Origin of the sequence: Bacteroides sp. B1-V-101, from assembly GCF_023656585.1 — a bacterium.
GTDB classification, from domain to species: Bacteria; Bacteroidota; Bacteroidia; order Bacteroidales; family Bacteroidaceae; genus Bacteroides; species Bacteroides thetaiotaomicron.
This window is the reverse complement of sequence record NZ_JAMOKH010000024.1, coordinates 61111-87503: the sequence shown is the minus strand read 5'-3', so window position 1 is coordinate 87503 and position 26393 is coordinate 61111. Positions and strand designations below refer to the sequence as shown.

Below are 26393 nucleotides of genomic sequence, written 5' to 3'. Positions count from 1 at the left end.
TAAAATCTATACTTCCCAACACTTCCATCCTTTGTTTGCACAAATATATACCACATAAGTCCGTACATGATAGTTAGGGAATTTTCTTTTTGTATCTTCTCCGTATTTCTTGACCTGCACTATATGTTCCGCAAGCGGTTCAGTAAGTGTCAGCATTTTTTCAGCCTCTTTTGCACGATAATACTTAAACTCAACCACACGGTCGTCTGTGTAATAATCTGTACCGGGAATACCTGTCATTTCAAAATCCGAACGTCCTACCGAATTATTCTGCTCTATAGCAAATGTATAACAGCTGCTTAAGTAACGCGACACCAGTTCATAAAAAGAACAGCGAATAAAATTTTCATTCATCTTATCAAATACCTGTGCAGGGAATTGTCCCAAATATTGTTCAAAGTAGTTTTGTACTAGGGGTTCCAAACGGCGGTCGGCATCATAACGTTCATAAGTAGGCACATAGCGTTGTGCATTTCCTTCAATCCGGTTTAATTGGTTATAATAATCCATATAGACACTACGCATAGTCATATTAGGTAGTACCATACGATAACTATTTTTCAACGTTGTCATTCCCAAATAGAACAAACTAACAGGATAAAAATCTTTATTAAAAAACTTCTTCTTATTGAACTTACTGGAAAGATCAGCTACATTATAAGACAATTCGTCATCAATAACCAATGCATCGAGCATTGCCTTCGCATTATCTAACGAAAGAGTAAGCCGACGAATCCAATTAATATCCGTTCGCAAGTTTTCATCCACCAGTTCATCAGGAATACTACCCGCATTGGCTGCAAATTTCTTGAAAAAATAAGTAAGAATGGTAGCATTGAATAACCGGTCTCCATTAGGGCGGAAACGGTATCCGTCATAATTACTCACAATCAGTTGCCAAATTTCATTATAGCGGTCCTGTCCTGTAGAATACTTATCAAGCACGTAGCGCAAATAAACTTCTGTTTCTTCATACGTAAATCCGAGCATATTCATAAAACCCGGTTCCAAAGTAAGTATCTCTGCTATATTGTATCCGCTAGTCAAGTCATCCATCGTAACAGGTAACACCCCCGTACAAAAACAAGTACGAATGCTGCCTTCACCGATACCAGCCTTTATTACTTTAAAGAAAGTACGCAAGAAACTATCATTGGTTGTCACTTCCTCATAAAGCGGGTCATTATATGCTGTAAGTAATTGGTTGGTAAAGTTATCGTATTCGTCAATCAATATATAAACTTTAGGAAAGCCATGGGAACGGGCATAATTGAGCACCTCTTCCAGCATTTTGGAAGCATCTCCACGAGTGGTAAACTGAAAATCACCGAATAAATCTCTGTTATGTTCGACCATAAGATCTACCGGACCGCAGTTTAAATCATTGAAGTTCTGCGCCAATCCCTCTATACTATTCGCCATCACCATTTTTGAAAAATCATAGCGAATAATCATATATTGATTATGTTCTTTCGTTGGATGACTACCAATCCAAGTACCTCCAAACAGTTCTTCAAACCGATGTGCTTTGGTACGATCATAATAGCAAGCTAAAGTAGAAACCAACAAGCTCTTGCCAAAACGGCGGGGACGAAGAAACACAGGAGCCTTATATTCCTCTAATTTCGAAATATAGTCTGTCTTATCCACATAATAGAACCCACGTTCACGCATTTCTATGAAATCAGCTACTGCATAAGGTATTGTTATTTTTGCCATAATCTCACTATTTTATCTATATACACACAAAGATACAAAATTGTTAGCAAAAAGAAAGATGGTTTTCTGTTATAATATCATTCTTCCTGTTTCCACACATAAAAGACAGTTCGTCCTGCTCCCCTCTTGCGAAGAGTCCCCTCCTTGATGAAAGTATTCAAATCATCAATTGCTTTCAATCGGGGGAGTCCAGTCAGTCTGCTATATTCTATACGCGTGATTCCTCCGTTCTTCTTCAGAAATTCCTGCAACATTTGGAGACGGTCTTCAATGGATATTTTAGTATCGTGAGTTTTTACTTTGGAGTTCTCAACTCGTTCAAGTTCTATCTCCCGCTTTATTTTCTTTTTAAATTCTTTGGAAGTACGTAAATGAACATTGTCAAAACGGATAGACTCGGCACGAATTTCTTTCTTAGTCATCACTTTATGGGTACACTTCAACGAAATGCTGAAATGTCCAAGTTCGCCCAGTTCCACGATGTATCCATCCGCCAAGGCTTCGGCCAGTTCATCAACTACAGCGCCAAGTACTCCTTCAATTATATTGTGCGGGAAAGGTTGGTGACGGGATACGCGTTCTATAAAATCTTTTTTCGAATAAGTTCCACTCGGAACGATGCGGGCATGAAGGGGTTGTTTCTCTCCTGTATTCTGAACATCTGGCGTTTCGTATAAATCATAATATGTACTCATTACTAGCTTTGTTTTATCAGTTTATATATTTATTGCTTGCTTTCCTAATATTTGGCCCTGTATATACTATTCTTTAATGCTTAGCCTGCATATAATTATTCGTCTGACTATAGTTAGACGAAAGAGCAACTACAGTCAGACGCAAGTATCACTATAGTCAGACGAATAGTCTATCGCATACAAAGGTACAGTTTTATGTAATGCGAACTTTAATTCTTAGCAAGAAAAAGATAACCCATACTAAGAACTTAATCTCCCAACAGCAACTTACTAATGGAGCATTCCTACCAGTTTGCGTAGTCAATACCTTTGTACACATTTTCGCCTTATCCATATTACTCAATGGCAAAACGCGCCGTCATCTCATACCGCAATTTAATAACGCGATATTGCTCAGTGGCAGCTGTCCCCATACTGACATTACTCTGTGCCTGATAAAGAGAATAAGGACTTACATAGCTCGAAGCCGGTTCGACAATACGAATGACCTCACCCAGTTTTTGTCCCATAGCTTCCACAAGATAAGATGCCTTTTCACGTGCTGCTTTCAATGCTTCTATCTTACCTTGTTTCCGATAGTTCGGCAAATCCTTGTGCTTCAGCTCCCCGATACGCATGGACTCGATACCTTTCGTATCAATCTTCTTAATAACGGCATTTATCTTTTCGAAGTCAGTAAACCGGATGTCCAGTTGCTTACCTATCAGAAATTCTTTTCCTTTCTGACGCCAATAGTCTCCGATTTCCTGTACACGAATAGCCTCATCCGAAATTCCTGCTCTACTTAGCACCCGACGCAAATCTTTTTCAATCCATTCCAACGGAACTTTCGTTTTATAATCTTCCGGCTTGGACTTCGGCACAAATTCCTCTTTCCAATATTCCTTTATTTGAATCAAAAGATGAATCTCATCCGGAACAACTTCTATTTCAGAAGAACCGGTTACCTCAATATATCTTCCCTCACTCTCCTGAGCATCGGCAACGACACTCCATACACATAAAACAATAGCTAATAAGAACAATTTTCTCATATCTCTGAATTTATAATAGTACTTAGTTTCTGAATTCCCTGTTCCATATCAGACAAATGTAGTAATAAAAAATCAATCAATGCCTGTTTTTACCATAAAGCTATCCACAAAGTCCATCATAACAAGCAAATGTTCTTTATCTATCAACAGGATATCTCCGTCCTTTACTTTGTATTTCTGCGGCTCTTTACCGGAAAGAAGCGAAATCACTCCCTGTTCAAACAGACGCCTTAACTGAGTGCTGGAAAGAAGAAAATTCCTTCTTAATAAAGACGACAATTTCAAATTAAATTCAAACTCGCATTTGATTTGAATCTTTATGATTGCATCGGACATACGGATTATATCTTCTTTCGAGAAGTTATCCATAACCTCATATTCTACACTATCATAATCCGTTTTCAAATGATTCCTGCCGGCAAGTTCGGCAGAAAAAGCATATTTCCAGGCTGCTTTCCGATCGTTCATGGAAAAGCTATGAAACAGGACTTTATCTATCAAATCCGGTTTGGTACGTGACAGCAAAGTAATGTTGCATGTATTATCGCATTTCACACACCGATATATCAGCCAGACATCGATGTTCTTTTTCTGCGCATTCATTCTAAACTTATCACTGCAGTAAAACCGGTCACTATCGCAATGACTGCATTTCTTAATTAATAAAGGAGAATTCTTTGCCTTTATCTCCCATGTAAATGTTGTATCCATAAAGCAAAGTTGGATATAAGCCATTTGTAAAATTCACAAGATGTCACAAGATGGCATGAAATTTATCTGTCGAGTTCATCCATCATCTTCTGTATTTTATCCTTCAACTTATCAAGAAATTGTGTCCTGTTCTTCTTCCTATTCCTGATTTCCAAGAAGATACGATAAAAGTCCCCAATCTCGATATTGAAAAGTACCTCGCAACAAAAAGCGATGTCTTTCAGACTGGTATTTCCATTATTAAAGCATTTGCCCGCATAGATCGCATAGATGAATTCAACCAAGGCAACTTTACTATCTGTCCATTGCAGCAATTTACTGTCTACTATGGAGGTGAATTTAAGATGCAGTTTGTCTGACAGCGAATCGATCTCGCCCGATACATATTCTATCAAATGATTATTCGCCAGAATCATTGCAACACTTGAATCGTGCAAGGTGGTAAAAGAAGGGTCCCTGTCCAGCAAATGACAATGAACATCGGAAAGAATATCATAATTCTCACGGATAAAATATTGGTTATCAAGTTCGGTCTGACCGGCACGATAATAATCATAGAAGCTATTATTTAAAAATGACTTCTGTATATTCTCCAGTTCCATCTTTAAATATTTGCATTGAGCCGACAGGGATTTGCCGACACGGTTCTTTTCAATCTGATATAAACGGATATAAAACATCAGCAAGCCGGAAATCTGCGGTTTCCAGACTTTAAAGAACTGAATTTCTTCTTCAGGGTTCTGAAATTGATATTCGGCAACTGCCCTTTTCAGCAAAGTAAGTGATGTCTGTATGACATCTATTATCTGCTTTATCCGCTCGAGAGGGGCAATCGGCTGTTGCTCAATCCTTTTAATTTCTTTTTCTATGTTCAGCTTACTATTTCTTACGAAATTTTCCATTCATTCTCAATGTACCCACAGCTTTCGAATCATCATAAGGAGTCTGACTAAAAGCCTGAATACCAAATTGCACTCGTCTTAAAAAAACGATGCAGTGAATAATAAAATTGATAAAATGAAAAACCGGTTCAAGTAGAAGTACTCAAACGAAAGAAATTAGCCTGTGGTTTATGAGGCTAATATTAAGCTATAACAAATTTAAGAATGGTGCCCAAAATAGTTGCTTTTAGAATTCAGATGCAAATATAACCGATTTTTTATGATTATATGAAGTTTATATGAAAATTTGAAAACAGCCTGCGGGAAGCTACAGAAAAATACTATCTTTGCCTTCGGTTCTTCACAAACACAGTGATGAAACCATTCTTTTTAATCACATAAATAATAAAAGAACTATGATCAGATTAAATGTTTTTGTTCGTGTAAACGAAACAAACCGCGAAAAAGCGATTAAGGCAGCAAAAGAACTGACTGCCTGCTCTTTGAAAGAAGAAGGATGCATTGCTTATGATACTTTTGAAAGCAGTACCCGCCGTGATGTTTTCATGATTTGCGAAACATGGCAGAATGCTGAAGTATTGGCAGCACACGAGAAAACCGCTCATTTTGCACAATACGTAGGTATCATTCAGGAATTAGCTGAAATGAAACTGGAAAAGTTTGAATTCTAAATGAATGTCAGATAGACGAAAACCACGTCTTCCAGCCTAAACATAAAAGAGAAAAACAGTCCTTACTTTGGGAATGTCTTTCTCTTTTTTCGTACACAAATGTACCGTTACCTGTCAATTTTATAATCGCTCCAGATCAAGATTAGTCAAGCTTTTTATGAATAAAAGTGCCTTCAATCCAGTAGGTTGCGTGATTGGCGGTAAACTTTAGCAATACATAACCCGGATCTGTAGGACCACCGGGAAAGTGTTCGATAAACCAGTCCTGCCAAAGTTCCTGCTTCAGTTTTTCGTCTGTCACGACTTCTACTTCTCCCATCAATGCCACACTGTCCCCCTTTTCCTGAAAACATAATCCTGCTTTCGGATTCGATAAAAAATCAATAGTCTTCAATGAATCCGCTCCGGTGGACATCCAGATAGTGGAAATTCCTTCTGCTGCAATTTTACTCATTGGCACAGGACGGGGATAGCCTTCCTTGTTCACAGAAGCAAGGGTGACAACTTCGCATTTCTGCAATAACTCCACCGCTTTTTCTTTCATAGTTTTTGTTGACATAATCTTATTGTATTAATTTTATTTCGCCACAAAGATAACGGCACAGATGTCCGTTCTATTGTAAAAAATCGACTTTTACTAACTTGGATTCTACGGTTCGATATAGGTCAGCGTTATATCCTCTGGAAGTGTGAGTGAAAGAAATGATGTAGGAGTATTGCCCGACAATGTTTTAATTTCTTTTGAGAAATGTGCCAGATCATAATATCCTGCGTCGATGGCAGTAGTCAGCAGGTTGACAGAGGCCGTGTTTCTCAGTAATTCTACTGCATTCTTGAATTTAACAATGCGGCTATATTCTTTAGGAGTGAATCCGGTGTTATGTTTAAACTTCCGTTCAAAATGACGTTGGCACAGGCATACCTCATCCATCAGACTACGAACAGAACGCTTTCCACCGGACTGATTGATTATATTCACCGCTGCGGCAACTTGGGAATCAACAGGCTGATAGTTATGTGCAAGATACGTCAGGAGATATTCTTCAACGACCTGAATCCGTCCCCGGACATCATTCTGCTCACATACCCTCTCGATAAAGGTACTGTCAAAAACCGCCTGCATTTCATTCGTACTGATTCTGTAATTCGCAAACTCATGCAAAGGCAGCTTTGTAAATCCGGATAACCCACAAGGCAGAAAACGAACGCCAAACTGATGAACGAATTCGGCATAAGTGACAAGCTCCGAATATTTCGTCATCGGACCCACAAAGTAAGAACGATAAGGTTGCATGAGCAGCGTTTCTTCTTTTACCTTACTCACTGCTTCTCCCAACGTAAAAATGAAATCGGTACAACCATCCGGCAAAATATGGATACGCATACCATATTCCGGAGTTCCCTTAAATTCCCAATAATTATCAATATAGGGAGCGAGTAGACGAGAGGGCTGATATTCTGTGTACATCGGTCTATTTTATACGCAAATATAAAGAGAATAAATGCCAATTCATGTATTTTGCAAAAAATATCATGTACATTTGTGTTTCAAAAAACAGCAAAACGCATGAAGGACTTTGCAGCTATCGACTTTGAAACAGCCAACGGAAAGCGCACCAGCGTATGCAGCGTAGGGGTGGTCATCGTAAGGAATGGAAAAATCGTGAAGAAAATCTATCGTCTGATCCGTCCTTGCCCCAACTATTATACGCAATGGACAACAGCAGTTCACGGACTGACTTACGCGGATACGGAAGAAGCGGAAGATTTTCCTGATGTATGGGCAGAAATAAAACCGCTTATAGACGGTCTTCCGCTTGTTGCTCACAACAGTCCTTTTGATGAGGGCTGTCTGAAAGCTGTTCACTAGCTATACGAAATGACTTATCCCAATTATAAGTTTTATTGTACTTGCCGCACTTCACGGAAAGTGTTTGGAAAAGAGTTGCCCAATCATCAGCTACATACGGTGGCAGCCCGATGCGGATATGATTTAACCAATCATCACCATGCTCTCGCCGATGCTGAGGCTTGTGCACAAATAGCCTTGCTCATCATCCCCGAGCCTAAAAAGCCAAAAGTTGATTTGCACACCGGAAGCTTATTTTAATACGAAAGCTCCGTAAATGAGCAATATAAAAGACACTACCACTATTATTACTGTCAATAATAGCCGTAGTGTCTTTAAAATAGATTGCTAATTATGAATTCTGCTTATAGAATAGACTTTGCAATACCCATTTCCAAACCGCGAAGTTCTGCCAATCCACGAAGACGGCCTAAGCAGGAATATCCCGGATTTGTTTTCTTCTTCAGATCATCAATCATCTGATGACCATGGTCCGGACGCATAGCGATAGAACATTTACGACGTTGTTGCAGAAGAATCAGGCTCTTCATTACGTTGTACATATCTACATTTCCCTCCAGGTGGTTAGCTTCATAGAAGTTTCCTTCTTCGTCACGCTGTGTACTACGCAAGTGTACAAAGTTGACACGATCGCCAAAACGCTCCATCATACCTGCAAGGTCATTGTCAGCACGTACACCGAAAGAACCTGTACACAAGCAAAGACCGTTTGATTCGTTAGGAACGGCTTCAATCAGTTTTTTAAAGTCTTCTTCCGTACTTAGAATACGCGGTAAACCTAAAATTGTATAAGGAGGGTCGTCCGGATGAATCACCAGCTTCACTCCTACCTCATCAGCCACAGGCGCAATTTCTTTCAGGAAGAAGATCAAGTTAGAACGAAGTTTCTCAGCATCGATATCATTATAACGATCCAATGCTTCCTGGAACTGTTCTACAGTGAAACTTTCTTCTGATCCCGGAAGTCCAGCAATCATATTACGAACCAACAATTTCTTATCGTCTTCACTCATTTGTTCGAAACGGGCTTTTGCTTTAGCTATTTCTTCCGGAGTATAGTCTTTCTCCGCATTCGGACGTTTCAGAATAAAGAGGTCGAAAGCAAGGAAGGCCGCCCTCTCAAAGCGAAGAGCTTTAGAGCCGTCAGGCATTGTATAAGCAAGGTCCGTACGTGTCCAGTCCAATACAGGCATGAAGTTATAGGTAACTACCATTACACCACATTTGGCCAGATTACGGATGCTTTCCTTATAGTTTTCAATATATTTCAAGAAATCACCGGTCTGCGTTTTGATATGTTCGTGCACAGGTACACTTTCTACAACGGACCAAGTCAGACCCACTTCTTCAATCATTTGCTTACGCTTCATGATTTCTTCTACTGTCCACACTTCGCCGTTCGGAATGTGATGAAGTGCGTTTACTATACCGGTAGCGCCTGCCTGTTTGATATCCCACAAGCTTACTGGGTCATTCGGACCATACCAGCGCCAAGTTTGTTCACATAGATACATAATATGATAAGTATTAAGTAATAAGTAATAGGTATTAAATGGAGAATGCGTCAAAACCTCCGTCGATAACAGCTACTGTACCTGTTACGAAGTTAGAAGCATCACTGATCAGATAATGAATAGTTCCGTAAAGATCTTCCGGTTCACCGAAACGATTGAACGGAGTATGAGCAAGAATTGTCTTGGAACGGTCAGTCAGAGAACCATCAGGATTTGTCAACAGCGCACGGTTCTGGTCAGTCAGGAAGAATCCCGGAGCGATAGCATTGACACGCAGACCGTTACCGAATTTCAAAGCCAGTTCGCCAGCCATATATTTAGTGAAGTTAGCAATAGCAGCTTTTGCAGCTCCGTAACCAACCACACGTGTCAACGGACGAAGAGCCGATTCGGAACAGAAGTTTACGATAGAACCTTTCTTCTGTTCTACCATGATTTCAGCAAATACCATTGTAGGCAATACCGTACCAAACAGATTCAAATCCACCACTTTCTTAAAGGCGTCAATCTGCAAGTCAAAGAAAGTTTTGTCCGGAGCAATTGTTGCGCCCGTCATGTTACCTCCAGCAGCGTTCAGCAATACGTCAATACGGCCATAGGCTTTCATGATCTCCACTTTGTTACCTTCCAGCACTTCTTTGTCCATTACGTCCGTATACAGGAACATAGCTTCATTTCCTTCAGCTTTGATACTTTCTACCAATGCCTTACCTGCTTCTTCGCTTCTATCGAGTACAACAACTTTAGCTCCTTCTTTAGCTAAGTATGCAGCGATACCCTTACCTAAGATTCCGGCTCCACCGGTGATAACAACAACTTTGTCCTTTACGTTAAATAATTCGTTCATGGTTCTTTTATTTATATGGTTTATAACTTATTGTTCAGATAATATTTCAGATTTTCTTTTAGAAGAATATCTATCGGCATCAGGTTCACCTTTTCGGGGTTCTGCTTGAACAGCAAATGATTGCACAATGACTTAATGCCATCATATCCTTGTCGTTCGGGGCGCTGTGCAACTAATGCAGTGATAACACCATCGGAGAGCAGTTGAGTATTCCTTTCAATAAGATCGTAGCCAACCAATTTTACTTTTTGCATTCCTCTTGCTTTTAGGTAGTTTCCCAAGATATAGCAAGTTGAATTAAAGATGATTCCTCCTTCTATAGTTGCATTCGCTTCAAAGATTTCGTCCAGCTTGATAAAATTGTAAACCGAATCATTGATTTTCAATTCTACTTCATGCAAATTTCCGGTAAATCCTGTTTCTTTCAGATAATGACAAAAGCCTTCTCTCCGGTTCTTTCCTTGATTTGAGTCGTTTTTTCCACTATGAATAATTCGTGCCATCAGAATATCCGAAGTCGAAGAAATCTTGTCTGTCAATAATCGCGCAGCAATCACTCCGGCATCATAAGACTCCGTTCCGAAATATGCCAACTGATGTTGCCCTTCAATATTGGAGTCAACATAAACATAGGGAATTTCATTCCTGTCAAGCTCTTGCGAAAGCCGTATAACAGAGTCGGTAAACAGTGTTGCAATCAATACCCCATCTACTTTTTCATCCAACAGGTTGCGGACAATATCATCAAATGTCTTGTTATTGTATTGATCGAAAAAGAGTTTAGTGATCGTTATATTATAAGATTCCATCTCTGAAGCCGCCTTATCGATACCCTCAGAAATAGCTTCCCAATATTCTCCGTGCGTAAAAGAAGGAGTAATTGCCACAAAATGATATTGTTTTTTAGATGCCAACGAACGCGCCATCAGATTCGGCTGATAATGAACCATCTCCAGAATAGTCTGGACTTTCTTCCTGTTCTCTTCAGATACCCGTCCACGATTATGAATCACCCGGTCTACCGTACCGACAGAGACTCCCGCCATCTTGGCGATGTCTACAATACGAATATTTGAGAATTCTTTGTCCATATACTGATAAGTATCTTGTTTTTCGACGACAAATGTAAAATGAATTATTGAATTAAGCAAAAGTGTGTGCGCACACACATTCTACTATATAAATGCTATAAATATGATATTCAGATATTTAACAAAGAAAGACAAGTAATACGTATGTTGTTAAACATAAGAAAAAGAGTGGAAAAAGCCATCAAATATTCGTTTGGGAGGTAATAAACACCATGACAGAAAAGCTTTTTATCTGTGAAAAGAACAAAAAAGAGGGATGTAAAAGGTAAAATGTGTACGGACACACACTGATTATTCTATGCAAAAGCAGATATGAAGGATAGTGACAGTATCCGGTTAAGGTAGATTTTCAAGAAGGAAGCTATAAGTACAAAAGAAAAGTGATAACCAGTTATTTTAAACCTGATTACCACTTTCAAGGATGATTATTTCTCCCATTTTTCTTTTGCTTTTCCAACTGCTTTATCAGCCTCTTCAGCTACTTTATCTGCGACCTTAGCTCCTGTTTCAACAGCTTTTAAGCCAAGATTCATTGCTTTTCTTTCAGCTTCGGCTGCTGCTATTTCAGCATCACGACCGATACGGTGAATAGCGTTATAAATATCACTTTCCAACTGTCTGGCTTTTGCTGTACGTGAAAGACGATAAGCTACTGCACCAAGGATTGAACCAATTCCAAGTCCAATCCAGAAATTTCCATGTCTACATTCCATAATTAAGTTCTGTTTTTAGATTAAAAATAAATTATATAAAATCTTTATTTAGATTTCGAGAATAAAGAAGCAATCCATAATACCAGAATAGCTCCTACGGTAGAAGTTATCAAACTTCCAATCAATCCCGAAGCCGCAAGTCCGAAAAGGGCAAATACCCAACCGCCCAGCACTCCTCCGAGAATACCAAGTAACAAATTTATAATAAGGCCAAAACCTCCGCCACGCATTATCTTACCTGCGAGAAAGCCGGCTACAATACCAATAATAATATACCAAATAAAGCCCATTTTATCCTCCTTTTTTATCTAACAACATCAGGTACCACGAATAGTTCAGTAAGTCAAAAATGAATTAACGACAATTTACACTCCAAACGCCATTATAAATTCACTAAAGAGATAATCTGGGCAACAGTCCGGCAAATGTTTTTCTTAGCGACTTCTGGCTTCATGGCTGTTTCCAAAGACATGGGCGAAGGAATGATAGAAAAGACACCTTGAAAACCTGCCTGATTCAGAATTTCCGTATCCTCTATGCTGCCTGCCACAACAATGACCGGTATCTCTTGTCGTTTCGCCTCTTCTAATATTCCGGAGGGTACTTTTCCCATTAAAGATTGACGGTCTGTTCTCCCCTCACCGGTTATGATCAGATCAGCACCTTTTATTTTCTCACTAAAATTCAATGTTTGGAGCAGTAAATCAATGCCGGGCTTTAGTTCAGCATTCAGAAAAGCAAGAAAGGCACCTCCCAAGCCTCCGGCTGCTCCTGCTCCGGGAACGTGAGTGATTTCTCTTCCGGTAGCTGAATGGATCAATCGGGCAAAAGACTGCATACCTGCATCTAATTTCTCTATCATTGCATCATCCGCCCCCTTCTGCCGGGCAAAAACATACGCAGCGCCTTCCAGGCCACAAAAGGGATTTCGTACATCACAGGCTATCGTGAAACGAGTATCTTTAAGTGCAGGATGAACGGAAGAAAAATCAATAGCGGCAATTCGATGCAGAATTTCGCCTCCTTTTCCCAAGACTGCTCCATCCTTATCGAGAAATCGGGCTCCTAATGCTTGTAACAGACCTACTCCGGCATCATTCGTAGCACTTCCTCCGATACCTATGACAAATTCCCGATATCCCTGTTCAATAGCGTGCAATATCAATTCACCGGTTCCATAAGTAGTGGTCAGCATCGGATTTCGTTCCGTTTCTGATAATAGCGGCAGACCATTCACGGTGGCCATCTCAATAAAAGCAATGCATTTGTCGCCCGAAACTCCATAAGTGGTTTCTATCGGACGCATCAAAGGATCATTCGCTATGATCTTCTGATAAGTGCCTCGTGTTGCTTCTACCAAGACAGTCAATATTCCCTCACCTCCGTCGGCTATCGGAAAACGAATGACTTCACAATCCGGACAAACCAGCTTTATGCCTTCTTCCGCCGCCTTTTCCGCCTCTGATGAGGAAAGACACCCTTTGAAAGAATCCATCGCTAATACTACTTTCTTCATTACTTATAGATTTAATTGTGACAAATATATTGAGAAACGGGAAGTTTACGTACCTTTGCAGTCATTTTTTCAGGAACATTTCAAAAGAATAGGTATTATGGTACAGAATCATGAACAACCCGTAGGAAGAATTACATTTTCTATCCTCATCGCACTAAGCCTTTCGCATTGTCTCAATGATCTTTTGCAGTCCGTTATATCGGCAGCCTATCCATTATTCAAAGACGATTTGGGACTCAACTTTGCACAGATCGGCCTTATCACACTGGTTTATCAACTCTCGGCTTCGGTATTCCAGCCAATCACCGGAATCATCTTCGATAAACATCCCGTTGCCTGGTCACTACCTATCGGAATGAGCTTTACAATGATAGGAATGATCAATCTGGCATTCTCCAACAATCTTTACTGGATGCTGGTCTCTGTTTTTCTGATCGGAATCGGTTCTTCCGTCTTGCATCCGGAGGCATCACGTATCACTTTTCTTGCCTCGGGTGGAAAACGGGGACTGGCACAATCGTTATTTCAGGTAGGAGGCAATTTAGGAGGTTCACTAGGTCCTTTATTGGTGGCTTTGCTGGTGGCTCCTTATGGTAGAGAGCATCTAGCCGTTTTTACACTTTTTGCTTTGGCTGCTATCGGAGTCATGTATCCGATCTGCAAATGGTACAAATCTTATCTCAACCGAATGAAAGAGCAAAAGGCTACAGTGAAAAAGGCTGTACATTTGCCTTTACCGATGGATAAGACTGCTTTATCTATCGGAATCCTACTGATATTAATCTTCTCAAAGTATATCTATATGGCAAGCCTTACCAGTTATTACACATTCTATTTGATTCATAAATTCAATGTAACTGTACAGGAATCTCAATTATACTTATTTATTTTTCTGGTAGCTACTGCTATCGGAACATTGCTCGGTGGTCCTATCGGCGACCGTGTAGGACGTAAATATGTGATTTGGGCTTCTATTTTAGGGGCTGCACCTTTTAGTTTACTGATGCCGCATGCCACTTTAGCATGGACCATCATCTTAAGTTTTTGTGTAGGACTAATGCTTTCGTCTGCTTTTCCGGCTATCCTGCTTTATGCGCAAGAGCTACTCCCTACCAAGCTAGGATTGATTTCCGGTCTTTTCTTTGGTTTTGCCTTCGGAGTAGCAGGTATCGCTTCGGCTGTACTTGGCAATATGGCTGATAAATTTGGAATTGAGTCGGTTTATAACGTTTGCGCTTATATGCCGTTATTGGGATTAGTCACGTTCTTTTTACCCAATTTAAAGAAACAGAAGATACAGGTATAAAAAAACGACCGGTATGCATCGTCACGACGTATACCGGTCTACAAGTTAAGGTCAAAGTCAAAAAATTAAGAGAGCTATTTATTTATAAGTTAGGGTTTGCATTAATCTCTTTTTCAGGGATAGCATACAGATAATAAGAACTGTTTGCTGAGAACGCTTTACCATCCGGGAAATTAAGGAACCAATGTCCTAACGGATTTCTTTTCGCAAAACTGCCGCCTTCCTGCCAGCAATCCACTTCCGTTTTCTGCATATCCTCAGATAGAGCCATACGTTCTACCGCCTTCTGATTACGGAGTATATCCGTTATACCGAATCCTTCTCCCCACAGCTCGCGCCGGCGTTCCATCAGAATTTCGTCAATCACTTGCTCTTTTGTTTTCCCTGTCACATCGTAATTACCTGCGCCACGAGCAGTACGTAATGTATTCAATGGGGCAACAGCCTGATCCAGTGCTACTCCATCCCTGGCCTTAGCTTCCGCTTCTATCAGATACATTTCTGCCGAACGCATCAGTACCAGATCTGCAGTATCATCCGAACGCATATGGAATTTCTTATAACCCAGATATCCTTCACGCATCCATTGGAAAAGAGGCAGACGGATGTCATCTTTAGCAAAAGTATCCATCAAGTGCGGATCGACCATAAAGCTACTGTAAGCTCCGACATATGTTGCATCCAGATAGTAGAAATTATAACTTGCATCCGATTGCGAGAGTGTTTGAGGAGATCCCCAAATCCATTCTTTATTGGAAATATTATTAAAACCTTCGTATTCGGCAGTGGTAGTCATTAATGAATATCCTTTGCGTGCAGCTTCGGCAGCTTTGGCGGCTTCTCCCCATTGTCCTGTCAATAAGTAAGCACGTGCCAGAAGACCGTTGACAACATCCGTATTCGGTTTGAATTTCTGCCCGTCTCCCTTGCGGACGTAATTTATCAGATAATCCTGTGCAAGATTCAAATCATCAAAGATCTGCTGGAAAACTTGTGCCACTGTCGATTTTCCTTTCGGCTCGGTACTACTCGTAGTCGGTTCCGTATATATAGGCACACAAGGAGCATCTTTATCTTTCAAATATGTAAACTGATAATGCTGTACCAAATGCAGATAGCAAAAGGCACGCAAAGCCAATGCCTGTCCCTGTGCCTGCCGAAGTTCCTCGGAGTCACCTTTAATCGAAATGGCAGTGTTGCAGTTATCAATTGTCTTATAGATCAGATACCAGGCAAACGAAGTTCTTCCATCGGAAGGAATCGCCACGTCATTGAACTGATAGGAAGAATTGAACCCATATTTCGGACGGGAAACAACATCGCTCGCCATCATATCATCCTGACATTGAAGTGCCCGATAACCAATATTGGCATACGTCGTTCCGTATTCAAACAGGTTATACCAAGCTCCGTTGAAGAGGCGTTCTGCATTTCCGGCTACTGCTACCTGATCGGAGCTTACCGCATCCGTCGGTTCCGTATCCAGAAAGCTACTGCTACAACTTGTCGCCAGAAACAGTCCGGCAACAGCAGTAAGTATAGATTGAATTTTTATCTTTTTCATATATCGTGTAATTTTAGAAAGATAGATTGATACCTCCGGAAATAGTTCGCATAGCCGGATAACGGTAATAAGTGATACCCGTGATTCCCTGTTCAGGGTCAAGTCCCTGATTCCGGTGAATAGTAAACAGGTTATCTCCCTGCACAAACACCTGGACACTGCTCAATGCCAGTTTGCTGATCCACTGTTTCGGCAGATCGTAAGAGAGCGTCAGGTTTTTCAGTCTCATATATGAGTTGTTCTGCAAGAAACGGGTGGAAGCTGAGTTCCAGTTATTGGAAGTAGTGCTCAAAGCCGGCACGTCTGTATAACGGTTTTCCGGTGTCCATCTCTTCAATATTTCCGTAGACCAGTCACGGCCTTCCAAACTTCCGTTGTGCAAAATCATGGTAATATCACGATTGTAGATATATCCTCCGATACTATAAGCAAAGATGGCGGACAGATCGAACCCTTTCCATGAAAGCGATGTATTAAAACCGCCATAAACTTTCGGGAGGGAAGATTTATTGACGTAATAATAACTTGCCGAAGCATAATCGCTTGTTGTGACACGTTTTCCGGTCAAATTATCATTGGCATCTTTCTCATCCATATACCACAGTGGATTACCGTTGTCAGGGTCTACTCCCGCCCATTCTTTCATATAGAAGTCATAGACTGACCGCCCTACCTGCAATTTATTCACGCCACTTTGCGGCATATCCTTCAGCGGAAGTTCCGTTACCTTATTCTTATAATGTGTCAGGTTCATTCCGAGTTTCCATACCCATCCATTCTGATTGATAATGGTTCCGTTCAGCACCATCTCAATACCTGTATTCTTCAATGCGCCTACATTTTCATCAATAGAACCATATCCTAAGGAAGGAGCGATCGGACGGGAATAAAGCAAATCTTTGGAACGACGCGTAAAGAAGTCGAACGAACCGGAAAAACGGTTGTTAAACAGTGAGAAATCAACGCCGACGTTAAAGTTCAGGTTCGTCTCCCACTTCAGGTTCGGGGTAGCCATACGGTCGGAAACCAAGGCATTCTCTCCGAGATTGGAAACGATGGTATAAAGTCCCTTGCTTGCATAATAAGTACCCAGATTATCATTTCCCTGCGCACCGTAGCTCATCTTTAATGTCAGAGCAGAAAGCCAGTTGGTAGTGGAAGCCATAAAACTTTCACGGTCGATACGCCATGAAGTTCCCAAAGACCAGAAGTTACCCCAGCGAGTCTCCGGTGCAAAACGGGAAGAACCGTCACGACGAAAGGAAGCGGAGAAAAAGTATTTATTCTGATAGTCATAAAGCGCCTGGGTTAGATATCCCACCAAAGCATAATCGATACGATAACCGGAACCGCCTGTCAACTGTGAGCCGACTACCAGTTCGGGCATATCAGGCTGTGCCATCTTCGTACGTGAAGCAGTCAGTTCATCATAGCGGTACGAATAGGCTTCCATTCCGGCAAGCACATTAAAGTGATGATCACCGATGGTTTTATCATACGACGCGATATTGTTCCATGTCCATGAAAAAGTACGTGAGTTCAAGCGGCTGGAACCACCTCCGTTTTCCAGAGCCGGACCGATTTTCGGATTCGTATAATCCAACGTATTATAGTTGATCAGGTCGAAGTTGAAACTTGTCTTGAATTTCAGCCCTTCGATGATCGTAGCTTCGAGATAAGTACGACCGGAAAATTCATCTTTCATCCGTTCCGATTTATCCAAAGGCAAGGTAGCCGGCAAGTTCCAGTTAGCCATAGAACCGGAAGGACGGTATGAACCGAAATCATAGATACGATCCCCATTATCATCCAGCTTGTAGCTGCCGTCCGTATTCATTTCATAAATAGGATAAAATCCGGGCATAGTACGTCCTGCAGTAATCACGTTGCTTGTTTTGGAATCCGAAGAAACCGGATAATTCTGCATGGAATGGGCAAAACTCAGGTTGATGCTTCCTTTCAGCCAGGAAGTCATTTCACTGGTCACGTTCGAACGAAGGTTGAAACGTTGGTAGCCGGATTCGAGTGCAATACCTTTATCGTTCAGGTAGCCGGCAGAAAAGAAGTATTGATTAGCCTTTCCACCACCGGAAACACTCAGATTCAGTTCGGTACGAAGCGCTTGCTGCTCCATCGCGTCACTCCAGTCGGAGTTCCATAACGGACGAGCACCTGCTGCCAGCTTTCCGTCTGTCCCCACAGGTTGCGGATATTGTGTACCGTAAGGATTCGGACCGCCTCCCATCAATTTTGTAACCAAGTCTTTGGAAGCCTGAGCAGCTGCGGTGGCAGGGGTATAATCGGAGCTCTTGGCATACTGGTTGCGAAGCGCTTCCCAGTAAAGTTCGAAATACTGATTGGTATTGACGCGGTCATAATCACGTACCGCACGACTGGAACCACCCAGTGTAGCTTTCACCTTGACAGTAGCTTTCGAGTCCTGCTGTCCCTGCTTTGTGGTAATGATAATCACACCGTTCGCACCACGCGAACCGTACAGAGCTGCAGATGCAGCATCTTTCAGCACAGTCATGGAAGCGATGTCATCAGGATTGATCGAGTTGACGCTGCCATCAAAAGGTACGCCATCTACCACATACAACGGGGCACTGGAAGCATTGATCGAACCGATACCACGAATACGGATTTCGGCATCCGTACCGGGCTGACCGCTGGAAGCACTGGCTTGCACACCGGATACCGTACCTTCAAGTACACGGGATACGCTGGAAGTCTGTAACTTCTCGATCTCTCCCGCCTTCATTGTCGAGGCAGCTCCGGTAAAACTATATTTTTTGGCGGTAGCATAAGCTACAACCATCACTTCTTCCAGTTCTTTGCTCTCCGATTCCATGGTGACATTGATCACATTCCGGTTGTTCACCGCTTGTTCCACTGTCCGCAATCCTACAAAGCGGAAAACGATAGTCCCATTGGCAGGGGCTTCAATTGAATAGTTTCCATCGATATCGGTAATGGTGCCGGAGGAGGCCCCTTTCACTTGTACGGAAACACCGGGTAAAGGCTCTCCTTCAGAAGTCACAGTACCCGTTACGCGTTTCTCTTGTTGTGCTTCTGCATACACTACATTGCCGGCAGAAAGCAATAGAAACGCCACCAATAAACGTAAATAGATTCTCATAATTTTGTGGCTTAGGATTTATTTGCTTGTTCTAACTAACAGAATACATATCTCATTTGTTTAGGAAACGAAACATTTTTTTAGACGATTATTAGTATAAATCAACGAAAGGTAGTACATTCGTGAAACGAACAGCATCAATCATAGCAACGAAAAATCACAGGATGAAGCAAATTGTTCTATCTCTTTTTCTGTTTCTGTCACTCTCCTTACAGGCCCAAGCTGAAAGGAGAGATACCCTTATGAGCGATAGTCTGCAAACTGATTCTGTGATACCGGCCAAACCAAGCGCTTTTAAGAGAGCGATCAGGAAGTTCATGAATTTCAGTGACTTCGACACCCTTTACATCAGTCCCAACCGGTATAATTACGCATTGATGACCACCCATTTCAGCAACTTTGAATATTATTCCGTTACCAGCAATCTGCCCCAACCGCAGAAGCTGAGTTTCTCTCCCAATCCGCATAACAAGATAGGATTGTACTTCGGCTGGCGATGGATCTTCCTGGGATGGTCTGTAGACGTGGACGACATTTACCGGAAGACCAACCGAAGGAACAAGGGAACAGAGTTCGATTTAAGTCTATACAGTTCCAAGCTGGGAGTGGACATCTTCTACCGTCGCACGGGTAACAACTACAAGATTCATAAGATCAACGGTTTTCCGGAAGATGTCCCCGCCAATTACTCCGAAAAGTTCAATGGGATAAAAGTAGATATCAAGGGACTGAACCTATACTATATCTTCAACAACCGCAAATTCTCCTACCCTGCCGCTTTCAGCCAGTCAACCAATCAGCGCAGGAATGCAGGTTCGTTTATCGCAGGCTTTTCCATTTCAAAACATAATCTTGAATTCGACTATGCGGAACTTCCGGATTTCATACTGGAAGCGATGAATCCTGCCATGAAAGTCAACAACATCAAATACACCAATGCCAATATCAGTTTCGGTTATGCCTATAACTGGGTATTTGCCCGCAACTGTCTGGCATGCCTGTCTCTCACTCCCGCCATAGCCTACAAAGCCTCCGATGTAGATGCAGAAACCCATGAAGGGAAGACATGGTACGGCAATTTTAACCTGGATTTTCTGATCCGTGCGGGAGTTGTCTACAATAACGGAAAATATTTCGTCGGCACTTCATTTGTCGGAAAGAACTATAATTACCACCGGAATAATTTTTCACTGGACAACGGGTTCGGAACACTTCAGATATACGTCGGATTCAATTTCAATTTACGCAAGGAATATAGAAGAAAGAATACAAGATAAAGGGTGTGTATAAACGATACAAGGTAAGAGTATATATTTGCAGTATATTATTGTATCGCTTGCTTATCCAAAGAATCTTTGTACATTTGCCCCGTTCTTAACTTCAAAAACAAGAACCTGATGAAGAAACAGCGCCACATACAGACCACCCGTTCCCTTCTTTCCCGCTTCCGCTACTGGGGCAGGAAGAACTATGCCGCTTTTGCGAGTATGGGACGTGAATTTCAGATCGGTCATCTGCATACCAATGTGGTAGATGTGGCTCTTCGCAAGCAGAATGCAAAAGTTACTATCCCATATCATACATTTATGACACTTCAAGAAATCAAAGACCAAGTACTGGCAGGCTTCGACATATCGTCCGCCCAAGCCACTTGGCTGGCCAACATGGCCGACAGCGAGGCGCTTTATGCCGCCGCGCATGAGATTACCGTCACCTGTGCTTCGCACGAGTTCGATATGTGTTCCATCATCAACGCCAAGTCCGGCCGGTGTCCGGAGAACTGCAAATGGTGCGCACAATCCTCTCACTACAAGACTCAAGCCGAGATTTACGATCTCCTGCCCGCTGAAGAATGTCTCCGACAGGCAAAATACAACGAAAGTCAAGACGTCAACCGTTTCTCCCTTGTCACCAGCGGACGAAAACCTTCTCCCAAACAGATCAGTCAACTTTGCGATGCGGCCCGCCTTATGCGGAAACATTCGTCCATCCAACTTTGTGCATCCCTTGGATTACTCAACGAAGAAGAACTCCGCGCCCTGCACACAGCCGGAATCACCCGCTATCACTGCAACCTCGAAACAGCTCCTTCCTATTTCCCCACACTCTGCTCCACACATACACAAGAGCAGAAGCTGGCCACTCTCGACGCCGCCCGCCGGGTAGGAATGGATATCTGTTGCGGTGGCATCATCGGCATGGGAGAAACAATGGAACAACGCATTGAATTTGCTTTCACCTTGGCGGAATTGAATGTACAGTCTATCCCCATCAACCTGCTAAGTCCGATCCCCGGAACTCCACTGGAAAATGAAAAGGCATTGAGCGAAGAAGAAATCCTGCGAACCGTCGCCCTGTTCCGCTTCATCAATCCTACCGCTTTCCTGCGTTTCGCCGGAGGACGTTCGCAGCTCACTCCCGAAGCCATGCGCAAAGCCTTGTTTGTCGGCATCAATTCCGCCATCGTGGGCGATTTGCTGACCACACTAGGTTCCAAGGTTTCCGACGACAAGAAGATGATTCTGGAAGAAGGTTACCACTTCGCCGACTCCCAGTTTGACCGCGAGCATTTGTGGCATCCTTATACTTCTACTACCGATCCATTGCCTGTCTACAAAGTAAAGCGGGCGGACGGAGCAACGATCACACTCGAAGACGGGCGGACTCTCATCGAGGGAATGTCGTCCTGGTGGTGTGCTGTGCACGGATACAATCATCCGGTATTGAATCAGGCGGCAAAAGACCAGTTAGACAAGATGTCCCATGTCATGTTCGGAGGACTGACTCATGATCCAGCCATCGAGTTAGGAAAACTGCTGTTGCCTTTGGTCCCCCCTTCCATGCAGAAGATATTTTATGCGGATTCCGGTTCGGTGGCGGTAGAAGTTGCCTTGAAGATGGCCGTGCAATATTGGTATGCAGCCGGAAAACCCGACAAAAACAATTTCGTAACCATCCGTTCCGGTTATCACGGTGACACTTGGAATGCCATGTCCGTATGCGATCCCGTTACCGGGATGCACAGTCTTTTCGGTTCATCGCTTCCTGTCCGATATTTCGTTCCGGCCCCCTCTTCGCGATTTGACGGAGAATGGAATCCGGACGACATCATCCCCCTGCGGGAAACGATAGAGAAACACTCTAAAGAACTGGCGGCGCTCATCCTCGAACCCATTGTTCAGGGAGCAGGCGGTATGTGGTTTTATCACCCGCAGTATCTGCGTGAAGCGGAAAAACTCTGCAAAGAACACGATATCCTCCTGATCTTTGACGAAATAGCCACAGGATTCGGACGCACCGGCAAACTCTTTGCCTGGGAACACGCCGGAGTGGAACCGGACATCATGTGCATCGGAAAGGCGCTGACCGGAGGATACATGACACTGTCTGCCGTATTGGCAAGCAATCAGATAGCAGATACCATCTCCAATCATGCCCCAAAGGCTTTTATGCACGGTCCTACCTTTATGGGGAATCCGCTCGCGTGTGCGGTGGCGTGTGCTTCTGTCCGGTTGCTGCTCGACTCCGGCTGGGCAGAGAATGTGAAACGAATCGAAGCTCAGTTAAAAGAAGAACTGGCTCCCGCCCGCAAGTTTCCGCAAGTAGCGGATGTACGGATATTAGGAGCCATAGGAGTCATCCAGACAGAACGTTCGGTGAGCATGGCATATATGCAACGCCGCTTCGTAGAAGAAGGTATCTGGGTACGTCCGTTCGGAAAACTGGTCTACCTGATGCCCCCGTTCATCATCTCTCCGGAGCAGTTAAGCAAACTGACTTCTGGAGTACTTAAAATAGTCAGAGAGATGTAACTCAACTATCTTCTCAAAAAATGAATAGATTATGATTTTAGACTCTATCAATCAAGAACTTCTGACTTTAAAAGAGAAGAAGAATTACCGTTCCCTCCCACAGTTGATTCATGACGGAAGAGACGTGACAGTAGACGGACGACGGATGCTGAACTTATCATCCAATGATTATCTGGGGTTAGCCAATGAGGTGTCTTTAAGAGAAGCGTTCTTAAAGACCATCACTCCGGAAACCTTTCTGCCCACTTCCTCTTCCTCCCGCCTGCTGACAGGCAACTTCACTGCCTATCAGGAACTGGAACAGCAACTGGCCACTATGTTCGGAGCAGAAAGCGCCCTTCTGTTCAATAGCGGATACCACGCCAACACAGGGATACTTCCTGCCGTCAGTGATACCCGTACATTGATCCTTGCGGACAAACTCGTACATGCCAGCCTGATAGACGGAATCAGATTATCATCTGCCAAATGTATCCGGTACCGGCACAATGACTTAGCCCAGCTCCGGCGTCTTCTTGAAGAAAACCACGGTATGTATGAGAAGATGATCATCGTTACCGAGAGTATCTTCAGCATGGACGGAGACGAAGCCGACCTGCAAGCGCTGGTACGATTGAAATACGATTACTCCAACCTTCTTCTCTATGTAGACGAAGCCCACGCTTTCGGAGCACGGGGCGAGAAAGGCTTAGGATGTGCCGAAGAACAAAACTGCATCAACGACATCGACTTTCTGGTAGGAACTTTCGGGAAGGCGGCAGCATCCGCTGGCGCATATATCGTCTGCCGGCAGACCATCCGGGAATATCTGATCAATAAGATGCGTACCTTTATCTTCACGACAGCCCTTCCTCCTGTCAATATCCAGTGGACCGCATGGGTACTGAAACACTTCGCCGATTTCCGGAGCAAAAGGGAGCATCTGCTGCAAATCAGCCGGAAACTGAAAGAAGCACTAACCGAGAAGGGATACAACTGTCCTTCCGTCAGCCACATCGTGCCGATGGTGGTCGGAGCAAGCGAAGATACCATCAGGAAGGCCGAAGAATTGCAACGCAAGGGATTCTATGCCCTGCCGGTACGCCCGCCTACAGTACCCGAAGGGACTTCCCGTATCCGCTTCTCATTGACAGCGGACATCACAGAAAAAGAAATCGATACACTTATAGAAATCATTAACGGATGAAACAGACTTTTATTATCAGGAACAATGGAAAGCACCTTCTACTATTCTTCGCAGGATGGGGAATGGACGAAACGCCCTTCCGACATATCCATCCGGTGGAATGTGACTGGATGATTTGTTACGATTATCGTTCGTTGGAGTTCGATACGACTTTGATACAGGCATATTCCAAGATTACGCTGATCGCATGGTCGATGGGAGTCTGGGCGGCTTCGCAGGTAATGAAGCAATATCCCTCCCTGCCTGTTTCCCAAAGTACCGCCATCAACGGAACACTTTATCCGATACACGAAACGGAAGGAATCACGCCATCCGTTTTTGAAGGCACCCTGCAAGGACTGAACGAACAAACCCTACTGAAATTTCAGCGAAGGATGTGTGGTTCCGCTGCTGATTACAAGGTTTTTCAGACAATGGCTCCCAAACGTCCGGTTGAAGAACTGAAAGAAGAGCTTGCCGCCATCCAGCAGCAATACCTGTCATCCCTCCCTTCGGAGTTTGTCTGGCAGACAGCCATCATCGGAGATAACGACCGGATTTTCCTTCCGGACCATCAAGAGCAGGCATGGAGAAATAAGGCAGACTCCCTCCTGCACGTCGAAGCTGCCCATTATCAGCAGGAGCTTTTTAATGAGGTAATCATGAATATTAAATAATCATTAATCAATGAATAAGACAATTATTGCAGAACGTTTCTCAAAAGCCATCTCCACCTATCCCCGTGAGGCAAATGTACAACGGCAGATAGCAGATAAAATGATCCGCCTGCTTCAGAAACATATTCCCTCTCCCTGTCCGAAAGTGATCGAGTTCGGATGCGGGACGGGCATTTACTCCCGAATGTTGCTCCGCACCCTTCGTCCGGAAGAGTTGCTTCTGAATGACTTATGTCCGGAGATGAGGTATTGCTGCGAAGATTTATTAAGAGAGAAACAAGTCTCTTTTCTTCCCGGAGATGCGGAGACGATTCCTTTTCCGGATAAAAGTACGTTGATTACTTCCTGTTCCGCTTTGCAATGGTTCGAGTCGCCGGAGGAGTTCTTCAAAAGGTGTAATACATTGCTTCACAGTCAGGGATACTTTGCTTTCAGTACTTTTGGGAAAAAGAATATGAAGGAGATACGTGAGCTTACCGGAAAGGGACTACCCTATCGTTCAAAGGAAGAGCTTGAAGCAGCCTTGTCGTTCCACTTTGATATACTGTACTCAGAAGAAGAACTGATCCCCCTTTCTTTCGAAGATCCGATGAAAGTGCTGTATCATCTGAAGCAGACGGGGGTGAATGGTTTGTCAGCGCAATCATCCCTCTACCCGAAGCATGAGAAACAGACTTGGAGCCGTCGTGATTTGCAGCATTTTTGCGAACGTTACACACAAGAATTTACACAGGGCACTTCAGTATCCCTGACATATCACCCTATTTATATCATAGCAAAAAAGAAAAAAGTATGAAACAGAATGTGTATTTTGTAAGCGGTATCGATACCGATGCCGGCAAAAGTTACGCGACCGGCTACCTGGCACGCGAATGGAATAAAAACGGCAAAAGAACCATTACGCAGAAGTTTATCCAGACAGGAAATGTGGGGCATTCCGAAGATATAGACCTGCATCGGCGCATTATGGAAATCCCTTTCACCCGGGAAGATCAGGAAGGTCTGACCATGCCGGAGATCTTTTCTTATCCCGCCTCCCCCCATCTGGCTTCTCGACTGGATCATCGTCCCATCGATTTCGACAAGATCAAGCATGCCACCGAAGTATTAAGCGAACGGTATGACTGTGTTCTGCTTGAAGGCGCGGGCGGTCTGATGGTTCCTCTGACTACGGAGCTCCTGACGATTGACTATATCGCACAGGAGAAATATCCGCTTATCTTCGTGACTTCCGGAAAGCTGGGCAGCATCAATCATACTCTCCTGAGTCTTGAAGCCATACAGAAACGGGGCATTGTTCTGGATACAGTACTTTATAATCTCTATCCAACGGTAGAGGATAAAACGATTCAGGATGATACGATGGAGTTTATACGGACATGGCTCGAAAAGTACTTTCCGGAAACAAAGTTCTTATTAGTTCCCGAGATAGGAAAGTGAGTAT

General features: G+C 43.1%; 23 protein-coding genes and 1 pseudogene. 9 read left to right on the top strand and 15 right to left on the bottom strand.

The window, feature by feature from the left end:
• Positions 1-6: 6 nt before the first annotated feature.
• The 5 genes from NBH01_RS17475 to NBH01_RS17455 form a co-directional block, all read right to left on the bottom strand.
• On the bottom strand, positions 7-1719 hold the full coding sequence (locus tag NBH01_RS17475) for a PD-(D/E)XK nuclease domain-containing ATP-binding protein (protein WP_225678885.1): 1713 nt from the start codon (positions 1717-1719) through the stop codon (positions 7-9).
• Between the two features lie 77 nt (positions 1720-1796).
• On the bottom strand, positions 1797-2414 hold the full coding sequence (locus tag NBH01_RS17470; RefSeq protein WP_022471001.1) for an HU family DNA-binding protein: 618 nt from the start codon (positions 2412-2414) through the stop codon (positions 1797-1799).
• 335 nt (positions 2415-2749) lie between these two features.
• Positions 2750-3448 (bottom strand): SIMPL domain-containing protein, encoded by a 699-nt coding sequence (locus NBH01_RS17465; RefSeq protein ID WP_008764865.1) that lies wholly within the window; start codon positions 3446-3448, stop codon positions 2750-2752.
• 72 nt (positions 3449-3520) lie between these two features.
• The gene (locus NBH01_RS17460; protein WP_008764864.1) at positions 3521-4159 is read right to left on the bottom strand and encodes a DUF1062 domain-containing protein; all 639 of its coding nucleotides are present in this window, start codon (positions 4157-4159) and stop codon (positions 3521-3523) included.
• A gap of 62 nt (positions 4160-4221) precedes the next feature.
• Entirely contained in the window at positions 4222-5061 is an 840-nt protein-coding gene (locus NBH01_RS17455) for an RteC domain-containing protein (RefSeq protein WP_250700203.1), read from the bottom strand.
• A 395-nt stretch (positions 5062-5456) separates the two neighbouring features.
• On the opposite strand from NBH01_RS17455, the gene NBH01_RS17450 reads away from it, so the two are divergent.
• The gene (locus NBH01_RS17450) at positions 5457-5732 is read left to right on the top strand and encodes a putative quinol monooxygenase (protein ID WP_062695920.1); all 276 of its coding nucleotides are present in this window, start codon (positions 5457-5459) and stop codon (positions 5730-5732) included.
• A 142-nt stretch (positions 5733-5874) separates the two neighbouring features.
• Here NBH01_RS17450 and NBH01_RS17445 read toward each other — a convergent pair whose 3' ends face one another.
• The gene (locus NBH01_RS17445; protein ID WP_011107774.1) at positions 5875-6291 is read right to left on the bottom strand and encodes a pyridoxamine 5'-phosphate oxidase family protein; all 417 of its coding nucleotides are present in this window, start codon (positions 6289-6291) and stop codon (positions 5875-5877) included.
• A gap of 90 nt (positions 6292-6381) precedes the next feature.
• Entirely contained in the window at positions 6382-7200 is an 819-nt protein-coding gene (locus tag NBH01_RS17440) for a DUF6597 domain-containing transcriptional factor (protein WP_234119314.1), read from the bottom strand.
• Between the two features lie 99 nt (positions 7201-7299).
• Between NBH01_RS17440 and NBH01_RS17435 the strand changes: the two are divergent.
• A pseudogene (locus NBH01_RS17435) lies at positions 7300-7842 on the top strand (3'-5' exonuclease).
• 104 nt (positions 7843-7946) lie between these two features.
• Here NBH01_RS17435 and uxuA read toward each other — a convergent pair.
• The 6 genes from uxuA to NBH01_RS17405 all read right to left on the bottom strand — a co-directional run bounded on the left by uxuA (position 7947) and on the right by NBH01_RS17405 (position 13283).
• Complete coding sequence (uxuA, locus tag NBH01_RS17430; RefSeq protein WP_055221034.1) at positions 7947-9116, bottom strand: mannonate dehydratase; 1170 nt, start codon at positions 9114-9116, stop codon at positions 7947-7949.
• Positions 9117-9150: 34 nt separating this feature from the next.
• Positions 9151-9963, bottom strand: coding sequence for an SDR family oxidoreductase (locus tag NBH01_RS17425; protein WP_225678890.1), 813 nt, complete (start codon positions 9961-9963; stop codon positions 9151-9153).
• A gap of 20 nt (positions 9964-9983) precedes the next feature.
• The gene (locus NBH01_RS17420; protein ID WP_008762342.1) at positions 9984-11054 is read right to left on the bottom strand and encodes a LacI family DNA-binding transcriptional regulator; all 1071 of its coding nucleotides are present in this window, start codon (positions 11052-11054) and stop codon (positions 9984-9986) included.
• 425 nt (positions 11055-11479) lie between these two features.
• Positions 11480-11767 (bottom strand): YtxH domain-containing protein, encoded by a 288-nt coding sequence (locus NBH01_RS17415; RefSeq protein WP_008762341.1) that lies wholly within the window; start codon positions 11765-11767, stop codon positions 11480-11482.
• 44 nt (positions 11768-11811) lie between these two features.
• Entirely contained in the window at positions 11812-12057 is a 246-nt protein-coding gene (locus NBH01_RS17410; RefSeq protein WP_010538695.1) for a GlsB/YeaQ/YmgE family stress response membrane protein, read from the bottom strand.
• A gap of 92 nt (positions 12058-12149) precedes the next feature.
• On the bottom strand, positions 12150-13283 hold the full coding sequence (locus NBH01_RS17405) for a glycerate kinase (protein WP_225678891.1): 1134 nt from the start codon (positions 13281-13283) through the stop codon (positions 12150-12152).
• Between the two features lie 97 nt (positions 13284-13380).
• Between NBH01_RS17405 and NBH01_RS17400 the strand changes: the two genes are divergently transcribed.
• Positions 13381-14589, top strand: a complete 1209-nt coding sequence (locus NBH01_RS17400; protein WP_225678892.1) for an MFS transporter — start codon at positions 13381-13383, stop codon at positions 14587-14589.
• A gap of 82 nt (positions 14590-14671) precedes the next feature.
• On the opposite strand, the gene NBH01_RS17395 is transcribed toward NBH01_RS17400, so the two are convergent.
• Both NBH01_RS17395 and NBH01_RS17390 read right to left on the bottom strand, forming a co-directional pair.
• Positions 14672-16153 (bottom strand): RagB/SusD family nutrient uptake outer membrane protein, encoded by a 1482-nt coding sequence (locus tag NBH01_RS17395; protein ID WP_225678893.1) that lies wholly within the window; start codon positions 16151-16153, stop codon positions 14672-14674.
• 13 nt (positions 16154-16166) lie between these two features.
• Positions 16167-19295 carry a SusC/RagA family TonB-linked outer membrane protein gene (locus NBH01_RS17390; RefSeq protein WP_008764853.1) on the bottom strand — a complete coding sequence of 1043 codons (3129 nt, stop codon included), beginning with the start codon at positions 19293-19295 and terminating at the stop codon, positions 16167-16169.
• Positions 19296-19459: 164 nt separating this feature from the next.
• Between NBH01_RS17390 and NBH01_RS17385 the strand changes: the two genes are divergently transcribed.
• The 6 genes from NBH01_RS17385 to bioD all read left to right on the top strand — a co-directional run bounded on the left by NBH01_RS17385 (position 19460) and on the right by bioD (position 26389).
• Positions 19460-20572 carry a DUF4421 domain-containing protein gene (locus tag NBH01_RS17385; RefSeq protein WP_225678894.1) on the top strand — a complete coding sequence of 371 codons (1113 nt, stop codon included), beginning with the start codon at positions 19460-19462 and terminating at the stop codon, positions 20570-20572.
• Positions 20573-20692: 120 nt separating this feature from the next.
• Complete coding sequence (gene bioA / locus NBH01_RS17380; protein ID WP_225678895.1) at positions 20693-23107, top strand: adenosylmethionine--8-amino-7-oxononanoate transaminase; 2415 nt, start codon at positions 20693-20695, stop codon at positions 23105-23107.
• Positions 23108-23138: 31 nt separating this feature from the next.
• A complete protein-coding gene (locus tag NBH01_RS17375; RefSeq protein ID WP_225678896.1) occupies positions 23139-24293 on the top strand; it encodes an 8-amino-7-oxononanoate synthase in 1155 nt (384 codons plus the stop codon).
• Positions 24290-24949 (top strand): DUF452 family protein, encoded by a 660-nt coding sequence (locus NBH01_RS17370; protein ID WP_225678897.1) that lies wholly within the window; start codon positions 24290-24292, stop codon positions 24947-24949. Before NBH01_RS17375 ends, NBH01_RS17370 begins: the two co-directional genes overlap by 4 nt.
• Positions 24950-24959: 10 nt before the next feature.
• Positions 24960-25745: a malonyl-ACP O-methyltransferase BioC gene (gene bioC, locus NBH01_RS17365; protein ID WP_225678898.1), complete on the top strand. Its 786-nt coding sequence runs from the start codon at positions 24960-24962 to the stop codon at positions 25743-25745.
• Positions 25742-26389, top strand: a complete 648-nt coding sequence (gene bioD, locus NBH01_RS17360) for a dethiobiotin synthase (RefSeq protein ID WP_055221046.1) — start codon at positions 25742-25744, stop codon at positions 26387-26389. Before bioC ends, bioD begins: the two co-directional genes overlap by 4 nt.
• Positions 26390-26393 lie beyond the last annotated feature (4 nt).